Genomic DNA, 18,537 nt, shown 5'->3' on the forward strand with positions numbered 1-18,537 from the left:
CGGGATAGTCTGGTGGCGATCGTCGCGCGGAGTTTGTCATGTCCGGAGGTCACCGCCGCATTCTGGTCGTCGAGGACGACGCGGAAACCGCAGGCCAGCTCGTCGAGGAGCTGACGATTTCCGGCTACGACGTCGATCTCGCCGCCACCGGGCGCGAAGCCCTCAGCCACGGCGCCGCGCGCGACTATGCCGTGATCACCATCGACCGCATGCTGCCCGACATCGACGGCATCAGTGTGATGCGCCAGTTGCGCGACGACGGCATCGCCGCGCCGTTCCTGATCATCTCCGCACTTGGCGAGGTCGACGACCGCGTGCGCGGCTTGCGCGCCGGCGGCGACGATTATCTGGTCAAGCCGTTCTCCTTCACCGAATTGCTGGCGCGGCTGGAGGCACTCGGCCGGCGCAGCGACACCGTTGCCAAGGAGACGATCCTGCGGGTTGGCGATCTCGCCGTCGACCTGATCGCACGTAGCGCGAGCCGCCGCGGCCGGAAGATTCCGCTGTTGCCGCGGGAATTCCAACTGCTCGAATATCTCGTCCGCAACGAGGGCCGCGTCGTCTCGCGTGCGATGCTGCTCCAGCATGTCTGGGATCTGCATTTCGATCCCTCCACCAACATCATCGACGTCTATGTCGGGCGCGTCCGTCGCAAGGTCGATGATGCCCAGGCCTATCCGCTGATCCACACCATCCGCGGCATCGGATATTGTCTCCGTGCTCCTGGCTAAAACGCTCCGCTCCTCGACCTTCCGCCTTGCGCTGATCGCGATCGCAGCATTTGGGCTGATCGTCGCGGCGATCATGGCCTATGTCTATTTCGGCACGATCACCTATGTGCAGAACCGTGTCGGCGATGCCGGCGATCACAGCGGCTTCACCGCGATGATCGAACTCGCAATGGCCGCTGTCGCGGTGCTGATGCTGGTGCTCGCCGGGCTCGCCGCGGTGCTGGTGACGCGCCGCACGGTCGGGCGAATCGAGGAGATCAACGCCACCAGCCGCGCCATCATGATGTCGGGCCTCGACCAGCGCATTCCCTTGCGCGGCAGTCACGACGAGTGGGACCGCGTCGCCGAAAACCTCAACCAGATGCTCGACCGCATCGAGACACTGATGGGCGAGGTCAAGCAGGTCAGCGACAACGTCGCCCATGATTTGCGTACGCCGCTGACGCGCATGCGGGGCCGGCTGGAGAAGGCCTATCACGCCCCTCGCAACGGCGAGGCCGACGCGGCTCTGATTGGTGACACCATCGCCGATCTCGACGCGGTGCTCGGCATGTTTGCCTCGATCACCCGCATTTCGGAGATCGAGACCCGCGCCCGCCGCAGCGCGTTTCGCACGCTTGATCTCACCGAAATCGCCGGCGAGGTCGTCGAGCTCTACGATGCCGCCGCCGAACAGGTTGCGACGCGGCTCAGCCTCGGCGGCGATCGCGAGGTGGCGATCACAGGCGATCGCGACCTCCTGTTCGACGCCATCGCCAATCTCGTCGACAACGCGATCAAGCACGGCTGCGAAGGCGGGCAGGTGATCGTCACCTGCCGCCGCACCGACGGCGGTGCGACGATCGCGATCGCCGACGATGGTCCCGGCATTCCCACTGATGAGCGCGATCATGTGTTCAAGCGCTTCTACCGGCTCGAACAGAGTCGCTACACCCCCGGTAACGGCCTCGGCTTAAGCTTGGTCGCCGCGGTCGCCCGCCTCCATGGCGCCGAGATTGCCCTGCACGACAACGCGCCGGGGCTGACGGTTCAGCTCAGCTTCCCGCCGCACCTGCCCTAGAGTTCGATCACGCCGCGGCGGGCCGCATGTGCCACCGCATCGGTTCGGCCGGTGGCGTCGAGCTTGTCGAGCAGCGAGCCGACATGGAATTTGACCGTGTGGACGGAAATGCCGAGCTGACGCGCGATCATCTTGTTGGAGCCACCTTCCGCCATCAACGCCAGCACATCGAGCTCGCGCTGTGTCAGCGCGATGTCCTCAGGCATGATGCGCGGATCGCGGGTGACAATCGTCGCGGCCGCCTTCTCGCCGGGTTCGGCGAGGCGAAGCCCGGCGATATGGCCGAGCAGAGCCGCCAGGCGATCGGCAAGGGCGGGATCGTCGATCTCCAAGGCCAGAACGATCTCGGGGGCGATATCCTCGCTCACGCCGCCGGCCTCTCGCCGATCGTGACCTTGAAGCTGACCGGCTCGCCGCCGCGGCGCGCCGCGATATCGACCACCGCGCCCACGCTCGCCGGACCCAGCGTCCGCGACAGTGCACGCACGCCGGACAGTTTCTGGTCGTTGACGGCGACGATGACGTCGCCCTGGCGGATGCCGGCCGCCGCCGAAGGGCCGGCCTTGTCGACATTCATCACCATCGCGCCGACGCCGTCGTCGAGCCGGACCGGCTGCAGCCCGAGGCCGAGATATCCGCGTGCGATGCGGCCGCGCGCCTCTAACTGGGCCGCGACCCGCTCGATCGTCGCTGTCGGGATCACCAGCACACGCCTCGGGCCGAGCACGGCCATGCCGAAGGCTTCCCCCGATGCATCGAGCGCGAGGCCGCCCTGCTGGCTAGAGCGCAAGCGGACGTCGAGCTCGATCCGCGCGTCGATGTCGCCGCCGCGCAAGGAGCGCCAGCTCTTGCCGGACAGCGACACCATGCCGAGCGCGGCGCTCGGCGCATCGCGGTTGGTGGCGACAACAACCGACAACGCGCCGAGGGGCGGCACAATTGTGGCCAGCTTGACCGGGGCAATCGCGCTATCGACGCGCAGCAGTGCGATATCCGTCGTATGGTCGCGGCCTGCGATCGTGGCGGCCGCGGTGCTGCCGTCGGGGAGGCCGATCTCGACGTCGCCCTCGTCGGCCAGCGCCTCGTCGGCGGTGACGATCAGGCCGGGTTTCCAGACGAAGCCGGTGGCGCGGGAGCGATGCGAATGCACGGCGACGACGGAGGGCGCGGTGCGCGCCACGACGTCAGCGAGCGCCGACGATAGGGAGGTCAGGGGAGTTGAGTCGGTCATGGGGGGCTCCTGTAAGCTGCCCCCAATCTGGGATGTCGCGGCCGATTGTGAAACTGGCCGGATGGCCAGGAAATGAGCAGGGAAAGCTGGTCCGTAAGACCACGGCCGACGAACATGTGATTGGGAGCCGCTCACGGCAACGTGTAGCAATCGAGAAATTGCGCCGCCTCCAGGATTTTAGCGAGCCTGAACGATGACCATCGACCTCACCCGCCGCACCCTGCTTCAACTCGCCGGCGCCACCTCGCTTGCAATGGCGGCAGCGGGCGCGGCGCGCGCTGAGGGCGCACCACAGGGCGGTGGGCCGACCTACGCCAGCCGTACCCCGATGCGGGTCGGCATGGTGACGCTCCGGGTGAAGAATCTCGACAAGGTTGCGGACTACTACCGCGACGTCATCGGGCTCACCGTGATGGAACGCTCGGCAACTGCTGCAAGGCTCGGCACGGCCGGTATCACCCTGCTGGTGCTGGAGGCCCGTCCTGATGCCGAGATCGAGCCACGCAGCGCCGCCGGCCTTTACCACACTGCGTTCCTGATGCCGACCCGCAAGGACTTGGCACGCTGGTTGGTCGCAGCGGCCTCGCATCGTGTGCCGCTGTCGGGCTTTGCCGATCATCTCGTCAGCGAGTCCGTCTATCTCGACGATCCCGAAGGCAACGGCATCGAGGTCTATGCCGACCGCGATCCCTCGCAATGGCAGTGGAGCGAGGGCAGCGTGAAGATGGCGGCGGACGAGCTCAACATTCCCGACCTGCTGTCGCTGACCAATACGCGCGTGCCTGATTATGCCAAGGCGCCCGACGGTCTGCGCATCGGCCACATGCACCTGCGCGTCGGCGACCTCACGCAGGCTGAGCGCTTCTATCACGGTGCCATCGGCCTGGACCCGACCCGCAGCCGCAACGGTGCCGCGTTCCTGTCGTCGGGCCGCTACCACCATCACCTCGGCATGAACGTCTGGCAGAGCCAGGGCGCCGGCCAACGCGACGATCAGGCAACAGGGCTCGCCTGGTTTTCGCTGGTGACGGAGAAGCCGGACCTGCTTGCCGCCCAAGACGAGCGCCTGCGCAAGGGCGGCGCGAAAGTTACGGCGCTGGCGAATGGCGTGGAGGCGGTTGATCCCTGGGGCACACGGGTCCGGCTGATCAGGGTTTGATCGCGGGCGCGAGCGTTGGTAAGACCGGTCAGGCGCAAGCCAGTTTCCGGGATTTACAGCTGACATGTCCGATTTTCGCGGCGTCTTCCCCTATCTCGTCTCGCCCGTCGCTGCCGACGGCGCAGTGCGGACGAACGTGCTCGCAAGGCTCTGCGACGATCTGATAAGCGCCGGCGTCCACGGTCTGACCCCGCTCGGCTCGACCGGCGAGTTCGCCTATCTCAATGCCGCCCAACGCACCGCGGTCGTGCAGACCACGATCGAGGCGGCAAGGGGACGCGTGCCTGTAGTCGCGGGCGTGGCCTCCACCTCGACGGCTGACGCGGTGGCGCAGGCGAAGGCGTATCAGAAGCTCGGTGCCGACGGCATTCTGGCGATCCTGGAAGCGTATTTCCCGCTCGCCGATGCCCAAATCGAATCCTATTTTCGCGCCATCGCGGATGCCGTGGACATCCCCGTCGTGATCTACACCAATCCGCAATTCCAGCGCTCCGATCTCACCCTCGACACCATCGCGCGCCTCGCCGAGCATCCGCGCATCGGCTACATCAAGGACGCCTCGACCAACACCGGCCGGCTGCTCTCGATCATGAACCGCTGCGGCGATGCCTTGCGGGTGTTCTCGGCCTCCGCCCACATCCCGGCCGCGGTGATGCTGATCGGCGGGCTCGGCTGGATGGCGGGCCCTGCCTGCATCATCCCGCGCCAGAGCGTCGCGCTCTACGACCTCTGCAAGGCCGGCCGCTGGGACGAGGCGATGGCGCTCCAGCGCAGGCTGTGGCGCATCAACGAGGCTTTTGCCCGCTTCAATCTGGCGGCCTGCATCAAGGCCGGTCTGGCCATCCAGGGCTATGACGTCGGCGATCCCGTCCCGCCGCAGGCCGCACTCACCGCCGATGCGCGCAAGGTCGTGGAAGCGGCCTTGCGGGAGCTGGCGTAGCCGATCCCCTCGTCGTCATGGCCGGGCATAGCCGTCCGAAGGACGGCGTCGCTTTCGCTCGCCTATGTCCCGGCTATCCACGCGCTTCCACACGAAAAGTACGTGGATGCCCGGGACAAGCCCGGGCATGACGAAATCGCGGATATACCGCCTAAAAGCGCGGCTGGTATGCCCTTGATCGATCCGCTAAAAGGCGGCCCGCAGTTTCGAAAAGACCCTGAGGACCCCACGGAATGAACATTCTTCCCGGCAATTTGCGTTTCGGAGCGGGGCAGCCCGTCAAGCGTTTGGAAGACCAGCGACTGCTCACCGGGAAGGGACAGTTCATCGACGACAAGCCGGAAGATGGCGCGCTGTGGTTGTACCTGCTGCGCTCGCCGCATGCCCACGCGAAGATCGTCTCGATCGACGCCGGCGCCGCAACTGCGATGCCTGGCGTGACCGCGGTCTACACCGGCGCCGACCTCGTCAAGGACGACATCGGAATCATCCCGACCTTGAGTATCTTCAAGCGCCCCGACGGCAAGCCGATGACGGTGCCGCCACGCCGCCTGCTGGCGCACGAAATCGTGCGCTATGCGGGCGAGGCCGTGGCCGCCGTGGTGGCCTCCTCGCGTGCCGACGCGCAGAGCGCGGCCGAAGCGATCGTGGTCGAATATGACGTGCAGCCGGCCGTGGTCGACCCGGTCGAGGCGGTCAAGCCCGGTGCGCCATTGGTGTGGCCGGAGGCGCCCGACAACATCGTTGGCGCGATGAGCTACGGCGATGCTGCCAAGGTGGACGAGGCTTTTGCCAAGGCGGCGCATACCGTCGAGCTCGATCTCGTCAGCCAGCGCCTGGTGCCGTCGGCCATGGAGCCGCGCTCGACCATTGCCGAGATCGACAAGACGTCCGGCCGCCTTCTGCTGCATGTGCAGTCGCAGACGCCCGCCTCGACCCGCGACGTGCTGGCCGAGGCCGTGCTAAAGCGGCCGAAGGACAGCGTGCGCGTTCTGGTCGGCGATATCGGCGGCGGCTTTGGCCAGAAGACCAACCTCTATCCCGAGGACGGCATCGTTGCTTACGCCGCGACCAAGCTGAACAAAAAAATCCGCTGGCGCGGCGACCGCACCGATGAATTCGTCGGCGGCACCCACGGCCGCGATCTCACCTCGACCGCTTCCTTCGCGCTCGACGAGAAGGGCAAGGTGCTGGCCTACCGCGTCAAGTCGATCGGCTGCACCGGAGCCTACTCGTCAGGTGCGGGGAATATCATCCCGCTGGTGCTGGGGCCGTTCGTGCAGACCGGCGTCTACGATTTGCCGCTGGTGCATTTCGAGGTGAAGTCGGTGATGACCCACACCGCGCCGGTCGGCGCCTATCGTGGTGCGGGCCGGCCCGAGGCCGTGTTCATCGTCGAGCGCCTGTTCGACGCTGCCGCGCGAAAAATCGGCATGGACCCGCGCGCGATCCGGAAAGCCAACTACATCAAGCCGGCGCAACTGCCCTACACCAATGCTGCGGGGCAGGTTTACGACTCCGGCGCCTTCGCGCACATGCTCGATCGCGCCGTGAAGCTTGCGGACTGGGACGGCTTTGCCGCGCGCAAGAAGGCCGCGAAGAAGAAGGGCCTGCTCTACGGCCGTGGGCTCACCTCCTATATCGAATGGACCGGCGGTCGTGCCCACACCGAGAAGGTCAGCCTGCACGCGACCGCGCAGGGCCGCGTCGTCCTGCATTCCGGCACCATGGCGATGGGGCAGGGGCTGCAGACCACCTACACCCAGATGATCTCCGACACGCTCGGCATTGCCATGGACAAGATCGACGTGGTCCAGGGCGATACTGATCTGGCGATGGGCTTCGGCAGCGTCGGATCGCGTTCGCTGTTCGTCGGCGGCACGGCGGTCGCGGTCTCCTCCAACGATCTGATCCAGAAGGCGCGCGAGAAGGCGGCGAACGTGCTGGAGACCTCGATCGAGGACATCGAATACCAGGGCGGCATGCTCACCGTGGTCGGCACCGACCGCCGCATCAGCCTGTTCGATCTGGCCGAGAAGGAAGGCGGCGCAAAACTCAGCGTCGATTCCGAAGGCGAGGTCGATGGTCCGAGCTGGCCGAACGGCACGCATATCTGCGAGGTCGAGATCGATCCGGAGACCGGCGTGTCCAAGGTCGTGCGCTACACCACCGTCGACGACGTCGGTGTCGCCGTGAACCCGATGCTGGTGACGGGGCAGATCCATGGCGGCGTGGCGCAGGGTATCGGCCAGGCGCTGTATGAAGGCGTGTCCTATGATTCCGACGGCCAGCTGCTCACCGCGAGCTACCAGGACTATTGCATCCCGCGCGCGGACGACGTGCCGCCGATCGTGGTGACGCTGGACGATTCCGCGCCCTGCCGCACCAATCCGCTCGGCGCCAAGGGCTGCGGCGAATCCGGCGCCATCGGCGGGCCGCCCTGCGTCACCAACGGCGTGATGGATGCGCTCGCCGAGCTCGGCATCACCCAGCTCAACACGCCCCTGACGCCGCAGAAGATCTGGCAGGCGATCCGGGATGCGAAGGTGGGCGGTTAGCGGCCATTGTCGTGCTGGCTGTCGCCACAAATCCAACTCGTCGTCCCGGCCTTCGCCGGGACGACACCGAGGGTGAGGAAAAAGTTCGCGCTAAATCCCCAGCATCATCTTCGCAATAATATCGCGCTGGATCTCCGAGGTGCCGCCGAAGATCGTGTAGGCGCGGCCGTTGAGATATTCCGGTACCACCGTCAGCATCTCCTCCGGCATCGGCGGCTCATGGTTGAGCCTGTAGAGCGGGCGCATCGGCTCGACCGCGAGGGCGTCATGGCCGATCACGTCGGCGCCAAGCCGGGTCACGGCCTGCCGGATCTCGCTGTTGCGCAGCTTCAGGATCGACGACACCGCACCGGGATTCTGTCCGGTCTGCAGCGCCGATAGCACGCGCAGCTCGGTCATCTCCAGCGCGTCGATGTCGACCTCGACCTCGGAGATGCGCGTCGCGATGTCGGGACTGTCGATGGCGCGCCCCGTCAGGTCGGACTCGGCAAGCTCCGCGATCGCCTTCAGCCCCTCGCGCAATTTTGCCGAGGCGATGCCGGAGCCGCGCTCGAACTCGAGCAGATATTTTCCGTAGGTCCAGCCCTTGCCTTCCTCGCCGACGCGGTTCGCCACGGGAACGCGCACGTCGTCGAAGAACACCTGGTTGACCTCGTGGTCGCCGCCGATGGTGAGGATCGGGCGCGTTGTGATGCCCGGTGTCTTCATGTCGATCAGGATGAAGCTGATGCCGTCCTGCTGCCGCGGGCCGTCGCTGGTGCGCACCAGCGCGAACATGCGGTTGGCGTGGTGGGCATGCGTGGTCCAGATCTTGGTGCCGTTGATGATGTAGTCGTCACCGTCGCGCACCGCGCGCGTCTTCAGCGAAGAGAGATCGGAGCCGGAGCCCGGCTCGGAATAGCCCTGGCACCAATAGTCTTCGCCGGAGAGAATGCGCGGCAGGTAGAAGTTCTTCTGCTCCGCCGAGCCGAAACCGATGATGACGGGGCCGACCATCTTCACGCCCATCACGTTGACATTGGGCACCCCGGCCCGCGCACTTTCCGTCTCGAAAATCCAGCGCTGCGCCGGCGTCCAATCCGGCCCGCCATGCTCGATCGGCCAGCCCGGCGCGCCCCAGCCGCGGCTGTGCAGCGTGCGCTGCCAAGCCATGCCGATATCGGGGTCGGAGAACACCGACGGCGTCAGCGCGGTCGCGCGCTTCATCTCCTCGGTGAGATTTTTCGCAATGAAGCCGCGCACCTCGTCCTGGAAGGCGCGCTCCTCGGCATTGAACGACAGGTCCATGATGCGCTCCTTGTGTCAGGCTGGCACGGTGGTGCGGCCAAGCCGAGCGTGGCGGCCGTAATGGTGCGAGCTGCCGCCGAACAGCGTGTCGAAGGCGACCAGCCGCTTGAAATAAGCGCCGACCTCGAGCTCTTCGGTGACGCCCATGCCGCCGTGCAGCTGGATCGACTGCTCGCCGACGAAACGTGCGGATCTGCCGATCTTCGCCTTCGCGCCCGACGCCGCCCGCGCGCGCTCGACCGGATCGGAGTCGACCTTCAGCGCGGCGCGCAACGCCATCGAACGCGCTTCGTCCACCTGCACCGCCATGTCGGCGAGGCGGTGGCGGATCACCTGGTTGGCCGAGAGCGGCCGGCCGAATTGCTTTCGGATTTTTGTGTACTCCAGCGTGGTGTCCAGCAGCACCTGCATGATGCCGACGGCCTCGGCGCCAAGCGCAGCCATGGCGCGGTCAACAGCCCATTCGATGGCCGCCAGTGCGGCATGCCCGTTGCCGAGCAGGGCATCCTCCGGCAGTTGCACGTCCGATAGCTCGATGTTGCAGGCCCGCCCGCCGCCGAGGCGCTCGTAGTCGCTGATGGCGAGGCTCGGCGTCGTCGCCGGCACCAGGAAAAGGCCGATGCGGCCCGACGGTCCCTGATGATCATGGATATGCGCGGAGACGATGATCTCGTCGGCGGCATGACCGTCGAGCACGGCAATCTTGCTGCCGGCAAGGCGCCAGCCTTGCGCCGTCTTGTGGGCGGTGGTTGCAACATTGGCAAGATCGAACCGCGCCGCGCGCTCGGAATGCGCGAGCGCGAGCTTCAACGATCCGTCAGCGATCTTCGGCAGGATGGCCTGCTTCTGCGCCGTGCTGCCGCACCGCTCGATCAACGCAGCGCCAAGCACGACCGTTGCGATATACGGCTCCGACACCAGCCCGCGGCCGAAGGCGTCCATCAAAATGCCGATCTCGACCGCGCCGCCGCCAAGCCCGCCAAATTCCTCCGCGATCGGTAATGCCAGCCAGCCGAGTTCGGCGAATTGCGTCCACATCGCCGGGCTGAAGCCGAGCGGGTCGTTCGCCATCTTGCGGCGGTGATCGGCATCGTAGCTTTCGGCCACGAAGCGCTCCGCGCTTTCGCGCAGCAGCCGTTGCTCGTCGGTGAGATTGAGATCCATCCTGTCTACTCCGCGGCTGCCGGCGGCTTGCGCACGGAGGGGTGCAGGCCGGATGGATCGACCACCATGCCGAATTCCTGAAGATTATGCGCGTGGCAGAGCTGATGCAGCGCAAAGGCCTGGTCGATCGCGGCCGGCTGGCCCATCACGTCAACCGAGCGGTTCACGGCTTCCTTGGTCAGCTTCAGCGCAAAGGACGGTTTTGACGCGATTTTGCGCGCCAGCGCGAGGACGGCGGATGAAAGCTCTGCGCGCGGCACGACCAGGTTGACCATGCCGAGTTGATGCGCCTCCTGCGCGCTCCAGCTGTCTGCGGTGAACAGGAATTCCTTGGCCTTGCGCGGGCCGAGCTCCCAAGGGTGCACGAACCATTCGACGCCGCAGACACCCATGGTGACCACGGGATCGCAGAACTGCGCATCGTCGCTGGCGACGATGAGATCGCAGGCCCAGGCCAGCATCAGGCCGCCGGCGATGCACTTGCCGTGCACCTCGGCAATGGTCGGCTTGGCGAGGTTGCGCCAGCGCCGCGTGATCTGGAGATAGATCTCCTGCTCGCGCGCGAAGCGGCCATGAGCGTTTGCTTCGGCGAAACCGCCCCAATTTCCGATCGGCGGAAAATCCACGCCGGCTTCATTCTTGCTGCCGGGCCGCAAATCATGGCCCGAGGAGAAGTGCGGACCGTTGCCGGCGAGAATGATCACCTTGACCGAATCGTCCTGCACCGCCTCATCGAAAGCGGCGTTGAGATCGTAGGTCATTTGCAGGTTCTGCGCGTTGCGCGCGTCGGGCCGGTTCATCACGATCCGGGCAATCGCCGGCTCCGGCCTCTCCACGAGGATGGTCTCGAACGAACTCATCGCGTTCCCCTGGCGTTCCCGACCCGGTATTATTGTTCCCTCAAGTTGACTATTACAGCCGGGATTAAGCAAGAGGCTTGCGTACATCGGCTGCATTTCGCGGCCTCGGCCCGGACGCAAGATGTCTGGCATCTCGCGCGCGCAATCTGGTAGCTTGCACCCGATTCCACCGGGAGAAATTTGATGCGCAAGATCCTGACCGTACTGGCGGCGCTGGCCTCGTTGAGCCTCACCAATTGCGGCTACAACGCGATCCAGAGCGAGGACGAGCAGATCAAGGCCAACTGGTCCGAGGTCGTGAACCAGTATCAGCGCCGCGCCGATCTCGTGCCCAATCTCGTCAACTCGGTGAAGGGTTTTGCGCAGCAGGAGAAGGACGTGCTGCTCGGCGTCACCAATGCCCGCGCCAAGGTCGGCAGCATCCAGGCGACGCCCGAGGTGCTGAACGATCCCGCCGCATTCCAGAAATTCCAGGCCGCCCAGGGCGAGCTCTCCGGCGCGCTGTCGCGGTTGCTCGTGGTCACCGAGAACTACCCGCAGCTCAAATCGGATGCGCTGTTCAAGGATTTGATGTCGCAGCTCGAAGGTACCGAGAACCGCATCACCGTGGCGCGCAACCGCTACATCAAGGCGGTCCAGGACTACAACGTCACCATCCGGTCGTTCCCGAGCAACGTCACCGCGATGATGTTCGGCTACAAGGAGAAGCCGAACTTCACGGTCGGGAACGAGAAGGAAATCTCGACCGCACCGAAGGTCGATTTCAATCCGGCGCCCGCGCCGTCGAAGTAAGTGCCTTCGACTCCGATGCATACCCCACCCACCACTGTCATTCCCCGCGAAGGCGGGGAATCCAGTACGCCGCGGCTTCACCGTATCCCGCTGGCGTCTCTGGAATACTGGATCGCCCGGTCAAGCCGGGCGATGACAGCCCATGTGTGGCGAGCGATAGTCGCTGTCGCATTCTCATTCTTCCTCACCTTTGCGCTTCCCGCCTCGGCCGATGTCGCCATACCCCAACTCACCGGCCGCGTGGTCGATCAGACCGGCACGCTCTCCAGCGGTGACATCGCCGCGTTGTCGCAAAAGCTGCAGGACTTCGAGACGCGCAAGGGCAGCCAGGTCGCCGTCCTGATCGTGCCGACGACGGATCCGGAGACGATCGAGCAATTCGCGATCCGCGTTGCGGAGGCCTGGAAGATCGGGCGCAAGAAGGTCGATGACGGCGCCATCCTCGTCGTGGCCAAGAACGACCGGCATTTGCGCATCGAGGTCGGTTACGGCCTCGAGGGCGCGCTCACCGACGTCACGTCGCGGCGCATCATCGATGAAGCCATCACGCCGAAATTCAGGAGCGGTGATTTCGCCGGCGGCATCACGGCAGGCGTCGATCGCATGATCCGCGTCATCGACGGCGAGCCGCTGCCGACGCCCTCGCGCAGCGTGAATTTCGGCGATTGGAACGACGTCGAGCCGCTTTTTTACTTCCTGCTGTTCGGCCCGCTGGTGATCGGCGGCATCCTGCGCTCCATATTCGGGCGGCTGTTCGGTTCGGGAATAACGGGAGCGATCGTTGGTGTCCTCGCCTGGTTCGTGATCGGCTCCGCGGTCGTTGGACTGGGCGTCGGTGTGCTCGGCGCTGTCCTGACGTTTATCGCCGATCTGTTTGGGGCGGGATCGGGCACGGGGTCGTCGCGTCGCGGCTCGTGGTCGAGCGGCCCGTCATCCGGCGGCTGGAGCGGCGGGTCGTCGTCGAGTGGCGGCTTCAGTGGCGGTGGCGGCAGTTTTGGCGGCGGCGGCGCCTCGGGGAGCTGGTAGGTCATGAGCATCAAGCGCATCACCCGGCATCTGCTCCAGCATCATTGGCGTGCCAAGCAGGTGTTTCCTAAGGGCGCGCTCGACCGCATCGAGCAGGCGATCAAGCGCGGCGAAGCCAGCCATTCCGGTCAGGTCCGGTTCGTGGTCGAAGGCGCGCTCGACGGCGGTCCGCTGTTTCGCAACCAGCCGGCGCGCGAGCGCGCGCTCGACGTGTTCTCGCAACTGCGCATCTGGGACACCGCGCACAACAACGGCGTCCTGATCTATCTCCTGCTCGCCGACCGCGATGTCGAGATCATCGCCGACCGCGGTATCGATGCGAAGGTTGGTCGCGAACGTTGGGAGAGCATCTGCCGCGCGATGGAGGCGGAGTTCAGATTAGGGCAATTCGAACGCGGCGTGATCGACGGCATCGAGGCGGTGTCCCGCGAGCTGGCAAGGCATTTCCCGCCGCAGGGCCCGCATGCGAACGAGCTGCCGGATGCGCCGGTGGTGATGTAGTCCCGGCTGATAGCCCACACTCCGTCATTGCGAGCACAGCGAAGCAATCCAGATTGTCTCCGCGGTGGGACTCTGGATTGCTTCGCTGTGCTCGCAATGACGATGTTGAAGCGCCGTGCTTCTTTCGCAAAGAGGCACACGCAGCCGCACGTCCCTTAATCGTCCAGCTTGTTCAGATCCCGCACCGACTGCATGATCGGCTCGAAGTTCGAGCGCGCATCCAGCGCTTCGAACAATTGTGCGGTGTCCTCCAGCAAGCCGTGCGACCGCGCAATGGCGATACGCACGTCTTCCTGTGGCGCGTCCGATAGCCGGCCGTGGCCTGAAAGCAGGATCCTCGCGTTCAATCCCTTCAGCCGCTCCAGCGACTCGATGTAGTCGGCGATGCTGCCGGAGCCGAACACGCCGCCCATCACGCCGCCGGGCATGAGCGTATCGGCGGCGAACAATAGCCCCTTGTCCTGATCGAACAGCGTGATGCAGGCCGAGGTGTGTCCCGGCGTGTGCATCACGTTGAGACGGAAATTGCCGAGGTCGATCAGATTGCCTTCCTCGAGCCAGATGTCGATGTTAACAGGCACGTTCGGCTCGTTGAACATCTTGCGCAGCATCGAGAAGTCGTCGCGCAGCATGATCTTGTTGGCGGCGAGGCGATGGGCGGCGACGAAGGTGCGGCGCTCGTTGAAGTGCCAGGCCGCGCCGATGTGGTCGAGGTGCTCGTGGCTGAGCACCACCATGTCGATCTTCTCCGGCGGGCAGCCGACAAAGTTCAGGCATTCGACCATCGCCGCATAGTTCGAGGACAGCCCGGTATCGATCAGGATCGTCCGCGCCGAGCCGCGCACGAGATAGACGTTGGCGGCGCGATTGGAGAAACGGATCTGGTAGACGTCGTCCGCCGCCTGGATCAGCGAGCAGGTGTCGTTCTTCATCAGGACCGGAAAGGCCGTCGGCTTGCCGTCGCTCATGATTGGGCCGCCCGGTAGTTGACCGCGTTGGCGGCGCGCAGGCGTTTCGACAGCGCGTCCATCACCATCAGCGCAAACGCCGGCTGCTGGCTGACGAGATAGACGAAGCGGGCATGGTTGACCCTCATCACCTTGGTGTTCGGCGCCGCCGCGATCGCGGTCGCCGAACGTGCGGAGCCGTCGATCACGGCCATCTCGCCGAAGAATTCGCCCTTGCCGAGTTTGATGATGCTGGTCTTGCTGGCGCCGCTGAACCTGGCGATCTCGACCTCGCCGTCAAGGACAACGTACAGCTCGCGGCCGGTCGAGCCCTCCTCGAAAATGATGTCATCGACGCCAAACTCGTTGATGCACTTCTCGATCGTCATGACACCCCCAAGGGCTCTGGAGCCGTTCTGGCTGACAGGACAGTCATGTTAGCGGGGTAACAGGGGCGGGCAACAGCTCCTTCGGCGAGAGCGTGGCCTACCGCAGGGCAGCATCGGCTGACAATTTGTTGCACAGCGCCACATCGGTTCCACTTTCCCGGCCCAATTCGGCCCCGGATGAATTCCTAAAATTTTGGTAAGCGGGTCCGCAGGTAAGGAATTCGCAAGCAATGAAAGTTACCAAAAGGTCAACCGAGACTGGAGTATTTGAGCCGTGAGCGAACCAATGCCCGAGCAGGCCGCCCAGGATACTGGCGTCGTCGAAGCCGCAGCGACCGTGCCGCAGGCCATCGAGGCTGCTGCCGGCATCGAGGCCCCCTCGATTGCCCCCGACCACGAGACGCCGCCCAAACCCGACCTGGCCAAGGTCGAGCCCCCAAAAATCGAGGCATCGAGGATCGAGACGCCGAAGTTCGAAGCCAAAGCCGAGACCAAGCCTGAAACCAAGTCCGAGCCAAAGCCCGGCAAGCTCATCGTCATGGCACCCGCGGAGCGGTCCTGGGACCGCGAGGAGTTCGCGCCGCATGTGAAAGCAGACGAGCCGCGCGAGACCGGCGGCAAGCGCCGCCTGTCGGCGATGGCCGCGGTGGTGGCGATTGCGGCCAGCGTCGGCGCCATCAGCGGCGCGCTCGCGACCGCAGGGATGATGCACTTCGCAAGCCCCGCGCCGGCACAGGTTGCCGACACCAGCGCGCTGGAATCCTCGGTCGCCCGGATCGATGCCGATGTCGTCGCGCTCAAGGCCAACGTCGAGCACACGTCCAAGACCGGCCTCGGCCAGTTCAACCGCACCAACGACCGCCTCGACAAGCTCGAGAAGGCGCAGGCCGAGCCGATGGCCAAAATCGCGAAGCTGTCCGAGACCGTCGACAAGCTCCGCGCCACCCCGCCCGCGGCGCCCGCCCAGGCCGCAGCCGCCGTGCCGGCCCGTGAGACCACCGGCTCGATCGCACCGGCGCAGGTTGCGACCGCGGCAGCTGCGCCAGTTCCCGCCGCACCCAAGACCGAAATCGGCCGGCTGCCGACGGTCGAAGGCTGGGTGCTGCGCGACGTCTCCAACGGCGGCGCACTGGTCGAGGGTCGCAATGGCCTCTACGAGGTCTATGCCGGCGACCCCATCCCCGGCGTTGGCCGTGTCGATGCGATCCGCCGTCAGGACGGCCGCTGGGTGGTCGTCACCAGCAAAGGGCTGATCGTCGCGCGCTGAGCGGCTCATCATCCGACTTTCGAAGAGGCGCTTCACCACGATGTGAAGCGCCTTTTTGCTTGAATAGCCGTCCCTGCGCGGTGTTACCTGAGGCATGAGCCGCGCCTTGCGAATTCTCGTTGCCGCCGCCGTATTTTTCGGCGGCATCGTGTCGTTGTTGGCCGCGGAGAACGCGCAACTGGCGCGCGGCACGGCGATCACCGATCCCGATCTCCTGCGCGAGCTCGACCAGCACGATGCGCTCACCATCTCGCGCCTGTTGTGGCCGGAGCGGAACGCGAACTTTCCGCTGACGACCGATCTGATGTTTTCGTGGTTGTCGCAGCTCAAGGAAATTCGCCCCGCAATCGACACGGAGATCGACCGCTACATCGCGCGGCAGAAGGCGGCATATCCGACCGAGACCATCGGCGTCGGCGAGGGCTTCGACGTGCAATTGTTCGATCGCGCCAATCTGAAATCCCGCGATACCCGTTTCGTGCTGGCCGGCATCGTCAACCGCATGGACCGGGCCTATGTCTCGGAAGACTCTTGCGGCGAGATCAGGCTGATCTATCGTCTCGCGCGTTTCGAGACAAAACCGGATGGCGGCAGGACAGCCACGCGGCTGCCGATGACGCTCAATCTGGTGATGAAGGCGCGCGACGCGCGCCAGATGGACGGGAACGGCAAGCCGATCACCTGCGCCGAGGTCGCGCGACGCTGGCTCGGCAATGGCGACTGGCAGGGGCTGATCGGCAGCGACTTCTTCCCTTACGATGCGATGCTCGATCGCATCGAGACCAATGTTCAGATCTCGGTTGCGGCGAAATCGGCGCTGCACGATTTCCGCTCCGACTATCTGCTCAAGGTGTTCAAGTACGACGCCGTCTCGAAGATGTTCGAGGAATCGACGCTGGAGAACCAGATCGACCGTGACCGCATCCTCACGGACGACGCGCTCCGGCGCGACTTCAGGGATTGGCTGCTCGCGCCCGATCATCTTCGCGATTTCGATCGCGGCACGGTGCTGATCCCGGAGAAATTCCTGGCCAAGGCTGCAATGGTGCCGACGCCAGCCGGCCTCGATGCTTCTCCTTTGCAGCCGGAGTTCGGGATGATGCAGGGGGAGGGCAACGGAGAGGGGCAAGGCGAGCCGGTCTTCTCCGACAACGACGTGGTCGGTGCGTTGAAGCAAGCGGCCGCGCGCGGCGACATGCAGAACGTCCGCTCGGTCGCGGGCTTCCAGCGCCGCCTCAACGACGTCACCTGTGCCGGCTGCCACCAGACCCGCGGCATCGGCGGCTTTCACTTCCCGGGCGTCGATTGGCTTGCGGACAAGCCCTCCAATGCCACCATCGTGCCGGCCTCGCCGCATTTTCTTGGCGACCAGATCCGCCGCCGCGACATCCTGACCGCGATGGCCGCGGGCAAACGTCCTGATTTCTCACGCGGATTTGCCAGCCGGCCGCAGACCCGCGGCAGCACTGAGCTGGCGGGGACCGAATATCAGGACGGCTGGGGCGCGCATTGTTCCCTGGAAAATGCAGGATCGGGATCGGCCGACAAGAGTTTTACGTCATGGAGCTGTGCTAAAGGGCTGACCTGTCAGGCTGCCGCGGCCTCGCGCCGCATCGGCATGTGCTTCATCAAGACGCGTTAAGCCCACAAGCGATTTGGATGAACCCATGACGAATACGAGCGAAGCCAACAAGGAGCGCAATCGCGAGATCGCGCAGAATGAAGAGGCCAAGCAGGTTACCGGCAGCATCCGCGTCAGCACCTGGGCGGTCGCGGTCGTCGTCATCATCGGCGGAATCCTGTTCACGCTCGGCTGGCTCGCGCTGAAGTAGTCGGCGCCCTCACTTCGCGTAGTTCGTCATGCGCTTGCCGGGCAGCAGCTCGTAGGCCGGCTTCCACCCGGGCAGTGCGGCCATGCGGCCAAGCCAGGCCTGGATGGCGGGATAGCTTTCCGCGAAATCGAAGCCGTGCTCGTCGCTCGGATAGTGCAGATAGGCCATCATCGAGATATCGGCGACGGTCGGCCTGATGCCGATCGCAAATTCATTGCGCTGGAGATGGCCGTCGAGAATGCCGAGAAAATCCTCGAGCCGCCGGCGGAAATGTTTCAGCACCTGCGGATCGTTGCTTTGCGTGAAGGCGCGCATGAAGCGGTAGGTCGCCATGTAGCCGGTGAGCTTGTGGTTGTCCCAGAACAGCCAGCGCAGCAGCTCGAACTTTTCCCCCTCGGTCTCGGCACCGAAACGCCCGTACTGCTCGGCAAGCTTGAGCAGGAGAGGCGCGGTCTGCGTCATCTTCACACCGTCGATCTCGAGCACAGGAATTTCGCCCATCTCGTTCACGCTCTTGCGCCATTCCGGCGTGCGCGTGACGCCGCCGCCAAAGTCGGTCCAGACCGGCTCGAACCCCTCGCCGCAAAGCGTCAGCATCAGCGCCAGCTTGTAGCTGTTGCCGGATTCGGGGAAGTAGTGCAGGCGGTAGCTGGGCATGGGACCTCGCGATTGCTTTGCCAATTGTTATACCGCGATCTCCCGACGTCGTCATTGCGAGCGTAGCGAAGCAATCCAGCAATGCATCCGCGGCGGGATTCTGGATTGCTTTGCTGCGCTCGCAATGACGGGGTTA

The 18,537-nt window shown here is 65.1% G+C and carries 19 protein-coding genes; 11 read left to right on the plus strand and 8 right to left on the minus strand.

Annotation, left to right across the window (positions count from 1 at the left end; all coding sequences use genetic code 11):
- Positions 1-38: 38 nt before the first annotated feature.
- Positions 39-731, plus strand: a complete 693-nt coding sequence (locus FXB41_RS20760; protein WP_219683023.1) for a response regulator transcription factor — start codon at positions 39-41, stop codon at positions 729-731.
- Positions 718-1,791, plus strand: coding sequence for a sensor histidine kinase (locus FXB41_RS20765; RefSeq protein WP_219683024.1), 1,074 nt, complete (start codon positions 718-720; stop codon positions 1,789-1,791). The genes FXB41_RS20760 and FXB41_RS20765 overlap by 14 nt, the downstream gene beginning before the upstream one ends.
- On the opposite strand, the gene FXB41_RS20770 is transcribed toward FXB41_RS20765, so the two are convergent.
- Both FXB41_RS20770 and FXB41_RS20775 read right to left on the minus strand, forming a co-directional pair.
- Positions 1,788-2,159: a response regulator transcription factor gene (locus FXB41_RS20770; protein ID WP_007596549.1), complete on the minus strand. Its 372-nt coding sequence runs from the start codon at positions 2,157-2,159 to the stop codon at positions 1,788-1,790. The two genes, FXB41_RS20765 and FXB41_RS20770, sit on opposite strands and share 4 nt — an antisense overlap.
- Positions 2,156-3,022: a S1C family serine protease gene (locus FXB41_RS20775; protein ID WP_219683025.1), complete on the minus strand. Its 867-nt coding sequence runs from the start codon at positions 3,020-3,022 to the stop codon at positions 2,156-2,158. Before FXB41_RS20775 ends, FXB41_RS20770 begins: the two co-directional genes overlap by 4 nt.
- Positions 3,023-3,215: 193 nt before the next feature.
- On the opposite strand from FXB41_RS20775, the gene FXB41_RS20780 reads away from it, so the two are divergent.
- The 3 genes from FXB41_RS20780 to FXB41_RS20790 all read left to right on the plus strand — a co-directional run bounded on the left by FXB41_RS20780 (position 3,216) and on the right by FXB41_RS20790 (position 7,679).
- Positions 3,216-4,181: a VOC family protein gene (locus FXB41_RS20780; protein ID WP_219683026.1), complete on the plus strand. Its 966-nt coding sequence runs from the start codon at positions 3,216-3,218 to the stop codon at positions 4,179-4,181.
- Between the two features lie 64 nt (positions 4,182-4,245).
- On the plus strand, positions 4,246-5,121 hold the full coding sequence (locus FXB41_RS20785) for a dihydrodipicolinate synthase family protein (RefSeq protein ID WP_219683027.1): 876 nt from the start codon (positions 4,246-4,248) through the stop codon (positions 5,119-5,121).
- A 233-nt stretch (positions 5,122-5,354) separates the two neighbouring features.
- Positions 5,355-7,679 (plus strand): xanthine dehydrogenase family protein molybdopterin-binding subunit, encoded by a 2,325-nt coding sequence (locus tag FXB41_RS20790; RefSeq protein WP_219683028.1) that lies wholly within the window; start codon positions 5,355-5,357, stop codon positions 7,677-7,679.
- Between the two features lie 90 nt (positions 7,680-7,769).
- Here the strand turns inward: FXB41_RS20790 and FXB41_RS20795 are convergent, their stop codons facing one another.
- The 3 genes from FXB41_RS20795 to FXB41_RS20805 are packed head-to-tail and all read right to left on the minus strand — an operon-like array spanning position 7,770 to position 10,990.
- Positions 7,770-8,966 (minus strand): acyl-CoA dehydrogenase family protein, encoded by a 1,197-nt coding sequence (locus tag FXB41_RS20795; RefSeq protein ID WP_219683029.1) that lies wholly within the window; start codon positions 8,964-8,966, stop codon positions 7,770-7,772.
- 15 nt (positions 8,967-8,981) lie between these two features.
- A complete protein-coding gene (locus FXB41_RS20800) occupies positions 8,982-10,130 on the minus strand; it encodes an acyl-CoA dehydrogenase family protein (protein ID WP_219683030.1) in 1,149 nt (382 codons plus the stop codon).
- A gap of 5 nt (positions 10,131-10,135) precedes the next feature.
- Positions 10,136-10,990 (minus strand): enoyl-CoA hydratase, encoded by an 855-nt coding sequence (locus tag FXB41_RS20805; RefSeq protein WP_219683085.1) that lies wholly within the window; start codon positions 10,988-10,990, stop codon positions 10,136-10,138.
- Between the two features lie 183 nt (positions 10,991-11,173).
- On the opposite strand from FXB41_RS20805, the gene FXB41_RS20810 reads away from it, so the two are divergent.
- The 3 genes from FXB41_RS20810 to FXB41_RS20820 all read left to right on the plus strand — a co-directional run bounded on the left by FXB41_RS20810 (position 11,174) and on the right by FXB41_RS20820 (position 13,309).
- Positions 11,174-11,782 carry a LemA family protein gene (locus tag FXB41_RS20810; RefSeq protein WP_007596535.1) on the plus strand — a complete coding sequence of 203 codons (609 nt, stop codon included), beginning with the start codon at positions 11,174-11,176 and terminating at the stop codon, positions 11,780-11,782.
- A gap of 132 nt (positions 11,783-11,914) precedes the next feature.
- Positions 11,915-12,808, plus strand: coding sequence for a TPM domain-containing protein (locus FXB41_RS20815; RefSeq protein ID WP_219683031.1), 894 nt, complete (start codon positions 11,915-11,917; stop codon positions 12,806-12,808).
- A gap of 3 nt (positions 12,809-12,811) precedes the next feature.
- Positions 12,812-13,309: a TPM domain-containing protein gene (locus FXB41_RS20820; protein ID WP_219683032.1), complete on the plus strand. Its 498-nt coding sequence runs from the start codon at positions 12,812-12,814 to the stop codon at positions 13,307-13,309.
- Positions 13,310-13,464: 155 nt separating this feature from the next.
- Here the strand turns inward: FXB41_RS20820 and FXB41_RS20825 are convergent, their stop codons facing one another.
- Positions 13,465-14,277 (minus strand): MBL fold metallo-hydrolase, encoded by an 813-nt coding sequence (locus FXB41_RS20825; RefSeq protein WP_007596531.1) that lies wholly within the window; start codon positions 14,275-14,277, stop codon positions 13,465-13,467.
- Complete coding sequence (locus FXB41_RS20830) at positions 14,274-14,645, minus strand: Crp/Fnr family transcriptional regulator (RefSeq protein WP_219683033.1); 372 nt, start codon at positions 14,643-14,645, stop codon at positions 14,274-14,276. Before FXB41_RS20830 ends, FXB41_RS20825 begins: the two co-directional genes overlap by 4 nt.
- A 286-nt stretch (positions 14,646-14,931) precedes the next feature.
- On the opposite strand from FXB41_RS20830, the gene FXB41_RS20835 reads away from it, so the two are divergent.
- The 3 genes from FXB41_RS20835 (at position 14,932) to FXB41_RS20845 (ending at position 17,744) form a co-directional block, all read left to right on the plus strand.
- Complete coding sequence (locus FXB41_RS20835) at positions 14,932-15,912, plus strand: hypothetical protein (protein ID WP_219683086.1); 981 nt, start codon at positions 14,932-14,934, stop codon at positions 15,910-15,912.
- A 94-nt stretch (positions 15,913-16,006) separates the two neighbouring features.
- A complete protein-coding gene (locus tag FXB41_RS20840) occupies positions 16,007-17,554 on the plus strand; it encodes a hypothetical protein (protein WP_219683034.1) in 1,548 nt (515 codons plus the stop codon).
- Between the two features lie 25 nt (positions 17,555-17,579).
- Positions 17,580-17,744 carry a hypothetical protein gene (locus tag FXB41_RS20845; RefSeq protein ID WP_219683035.1) on the plus strand — a complete coding sequence of 55 codons (165 nt, stop codon included), beginning with the start codon at positions 17,580-17,582 and terminating at the stop codon, positions 17,742-17,744.
- 9 nt (positions 17,745-17,753) lie between these two features.
- On the opposite strand, the gene FXB41_RS20850 is transcribed toward FXB41_RS20845, so the two are convergent.
- Positions 17,754-18,401: a glutathione S-transferase family protein gene (locus FXB41_RS20850; protein WP_219683036.1), complete on the minus strand. Its 648-nt coding sequence runs from the start codon at positions 18,399-18,401 to the stop codon at positions 17,754-17,756.
- Between the last annotated feature and the right edge of the window lie 136 nt (positions 18,402-18,537).

The organism is Bradyrhizobium canariense (assembly GCF_019402665.1).
In the GTDB taxonomy this organism is placed as follows: Bacteria; Pseudomonadota; Alphaproteobacteria; order Rhizobiales; family Xanthobacteraceae; genus Bradyrhizobium; species Bradyrhizobium canariense.

Excerpts from the sequence above, each read along its gene's own strand:
- FXB41_RS20760 (WP_219683023.1), top strand. The coding sequence starts at position 39 with ATGTCCGGAGGTCACCGCCGCATTCTGGTCGTCGAGGACGACGCGGAA.
- FXB41_RS20775 (WP_219683025.1), bottom strand. The coding sequence starts at position 3,022 with ATGACCGACTCAACTCCCCTGACCTCCCTATCGTCGGCGCTCGCTGAC.
- FXB41_RS20780 (WP_219683026.1), top strand. The coding sequence starts at position 3,216 with ATGACCATCGACCTCACCCGCCGCACCCTGCTTCAACTCGCCGGCGCC.
- FXB41_RS20785 (WP_219683027.1), top strand. The coding sequence starts at position 4,246 with ATGTCCGATTTTCGCGGCGTCTTCCCCTATCTCGTCTCGCCCGTCGCT.
- FXB41_RS20790 (WP_219683028.1), top strand. The coding sequence starts at position 5,355 with ATGAACATTCTTCCCGGCAATTTGCGTTTCGGAGCGGGGCAGCCCGTC.
- FXB41_RS20795 (WP_219683029.1), bottom strand. The coding sequence starts at position 8,966 with ATGGACCTGTCGTTCAATGCCGAGGAGCGCGCCTTCCAGGACGAGGTG.
- FXB41_RS20800 (WP_219683030.1), bottom strand. The coding sequence starts at position 10,130 with ATGGATCTCAATCTCACCGACGAGCAACGGCTGCTGCGCGAAAGCGCG.
- FXB41_RS20805 (WP_219683085.1), bottom strand. The coding sequence starts at position 10,990 with ATGAGTTCGTTCGAGACCATCCTCGTGGAGAGGCCGGAGCCGGCGATT.
- FXB41_RS20810 (WP_007596535.1), top strand. The coding sequence starts at position 11,174 with ATGCGCAAGATCCTGACCGTACTGGCGGCGCTGGCCTCGTTGAGCCTC.
- FXB41_RS20815 (WP_219683031.1), top strand. The coding sequence starts at position 11,915 with ATGACAGCCCATGTGTGGCGAGCGATAGTCGCTGTCGCATTCTCATTC.
- FXB41_RS20820 (WP_219683032.1), top strand. The coding sequence starts at position 12,812 with ATGAGCATCAAGCGCATCACCCGGCATCTGCTCCAGCATCATTGGCGT.
- FXB41_RS20825 (WP_007596531.1), bottom strand. The coding sequence starts at position 14,277 with ATGAGCGACGGCAAGCCGACGGCCTTTCCGGTCCTGATGAAGAACGAC.
- FXB41_RS20830 (WP_219683033.1), bottom strand. The coding sequence starts at position 14,645 with ATGACGATCGAGAAGTGCATCAACGAGTTTGGCGTCGATGACATCATT.
- FXB41_RS20835 (WP_219683086.1), top strand. The coding sequence starts at position 14,932 with ATGCCCGAGCAGGCCGCCCAGGATACTGGCGTCGTCGAAGCCGCAGCG.
- FXB41_RS20840 (WP_219683034.1), top strand. The coding sequence starts at position 16,007 with ATGAGCCGCGCCTTGCGAATTCTCGTTGCCGCCGCCGTATTTTTCGGC.
- FXB41_RS20845 (WP_219683035.1), top strand. The coding sequence starts at position 17,580 with ATGACGAATACGAGCGAAGCCAACAAGGAGCGCAATCGCGAGATCGCG.
- FXB41_RS20850 (WP_219683036.1), bottom strand. The coding sequence starts at position 18,401 with ATGCCCAGCTACCGCCTGCACTACTTCCCCGAATCCGGCAACAGCTAC.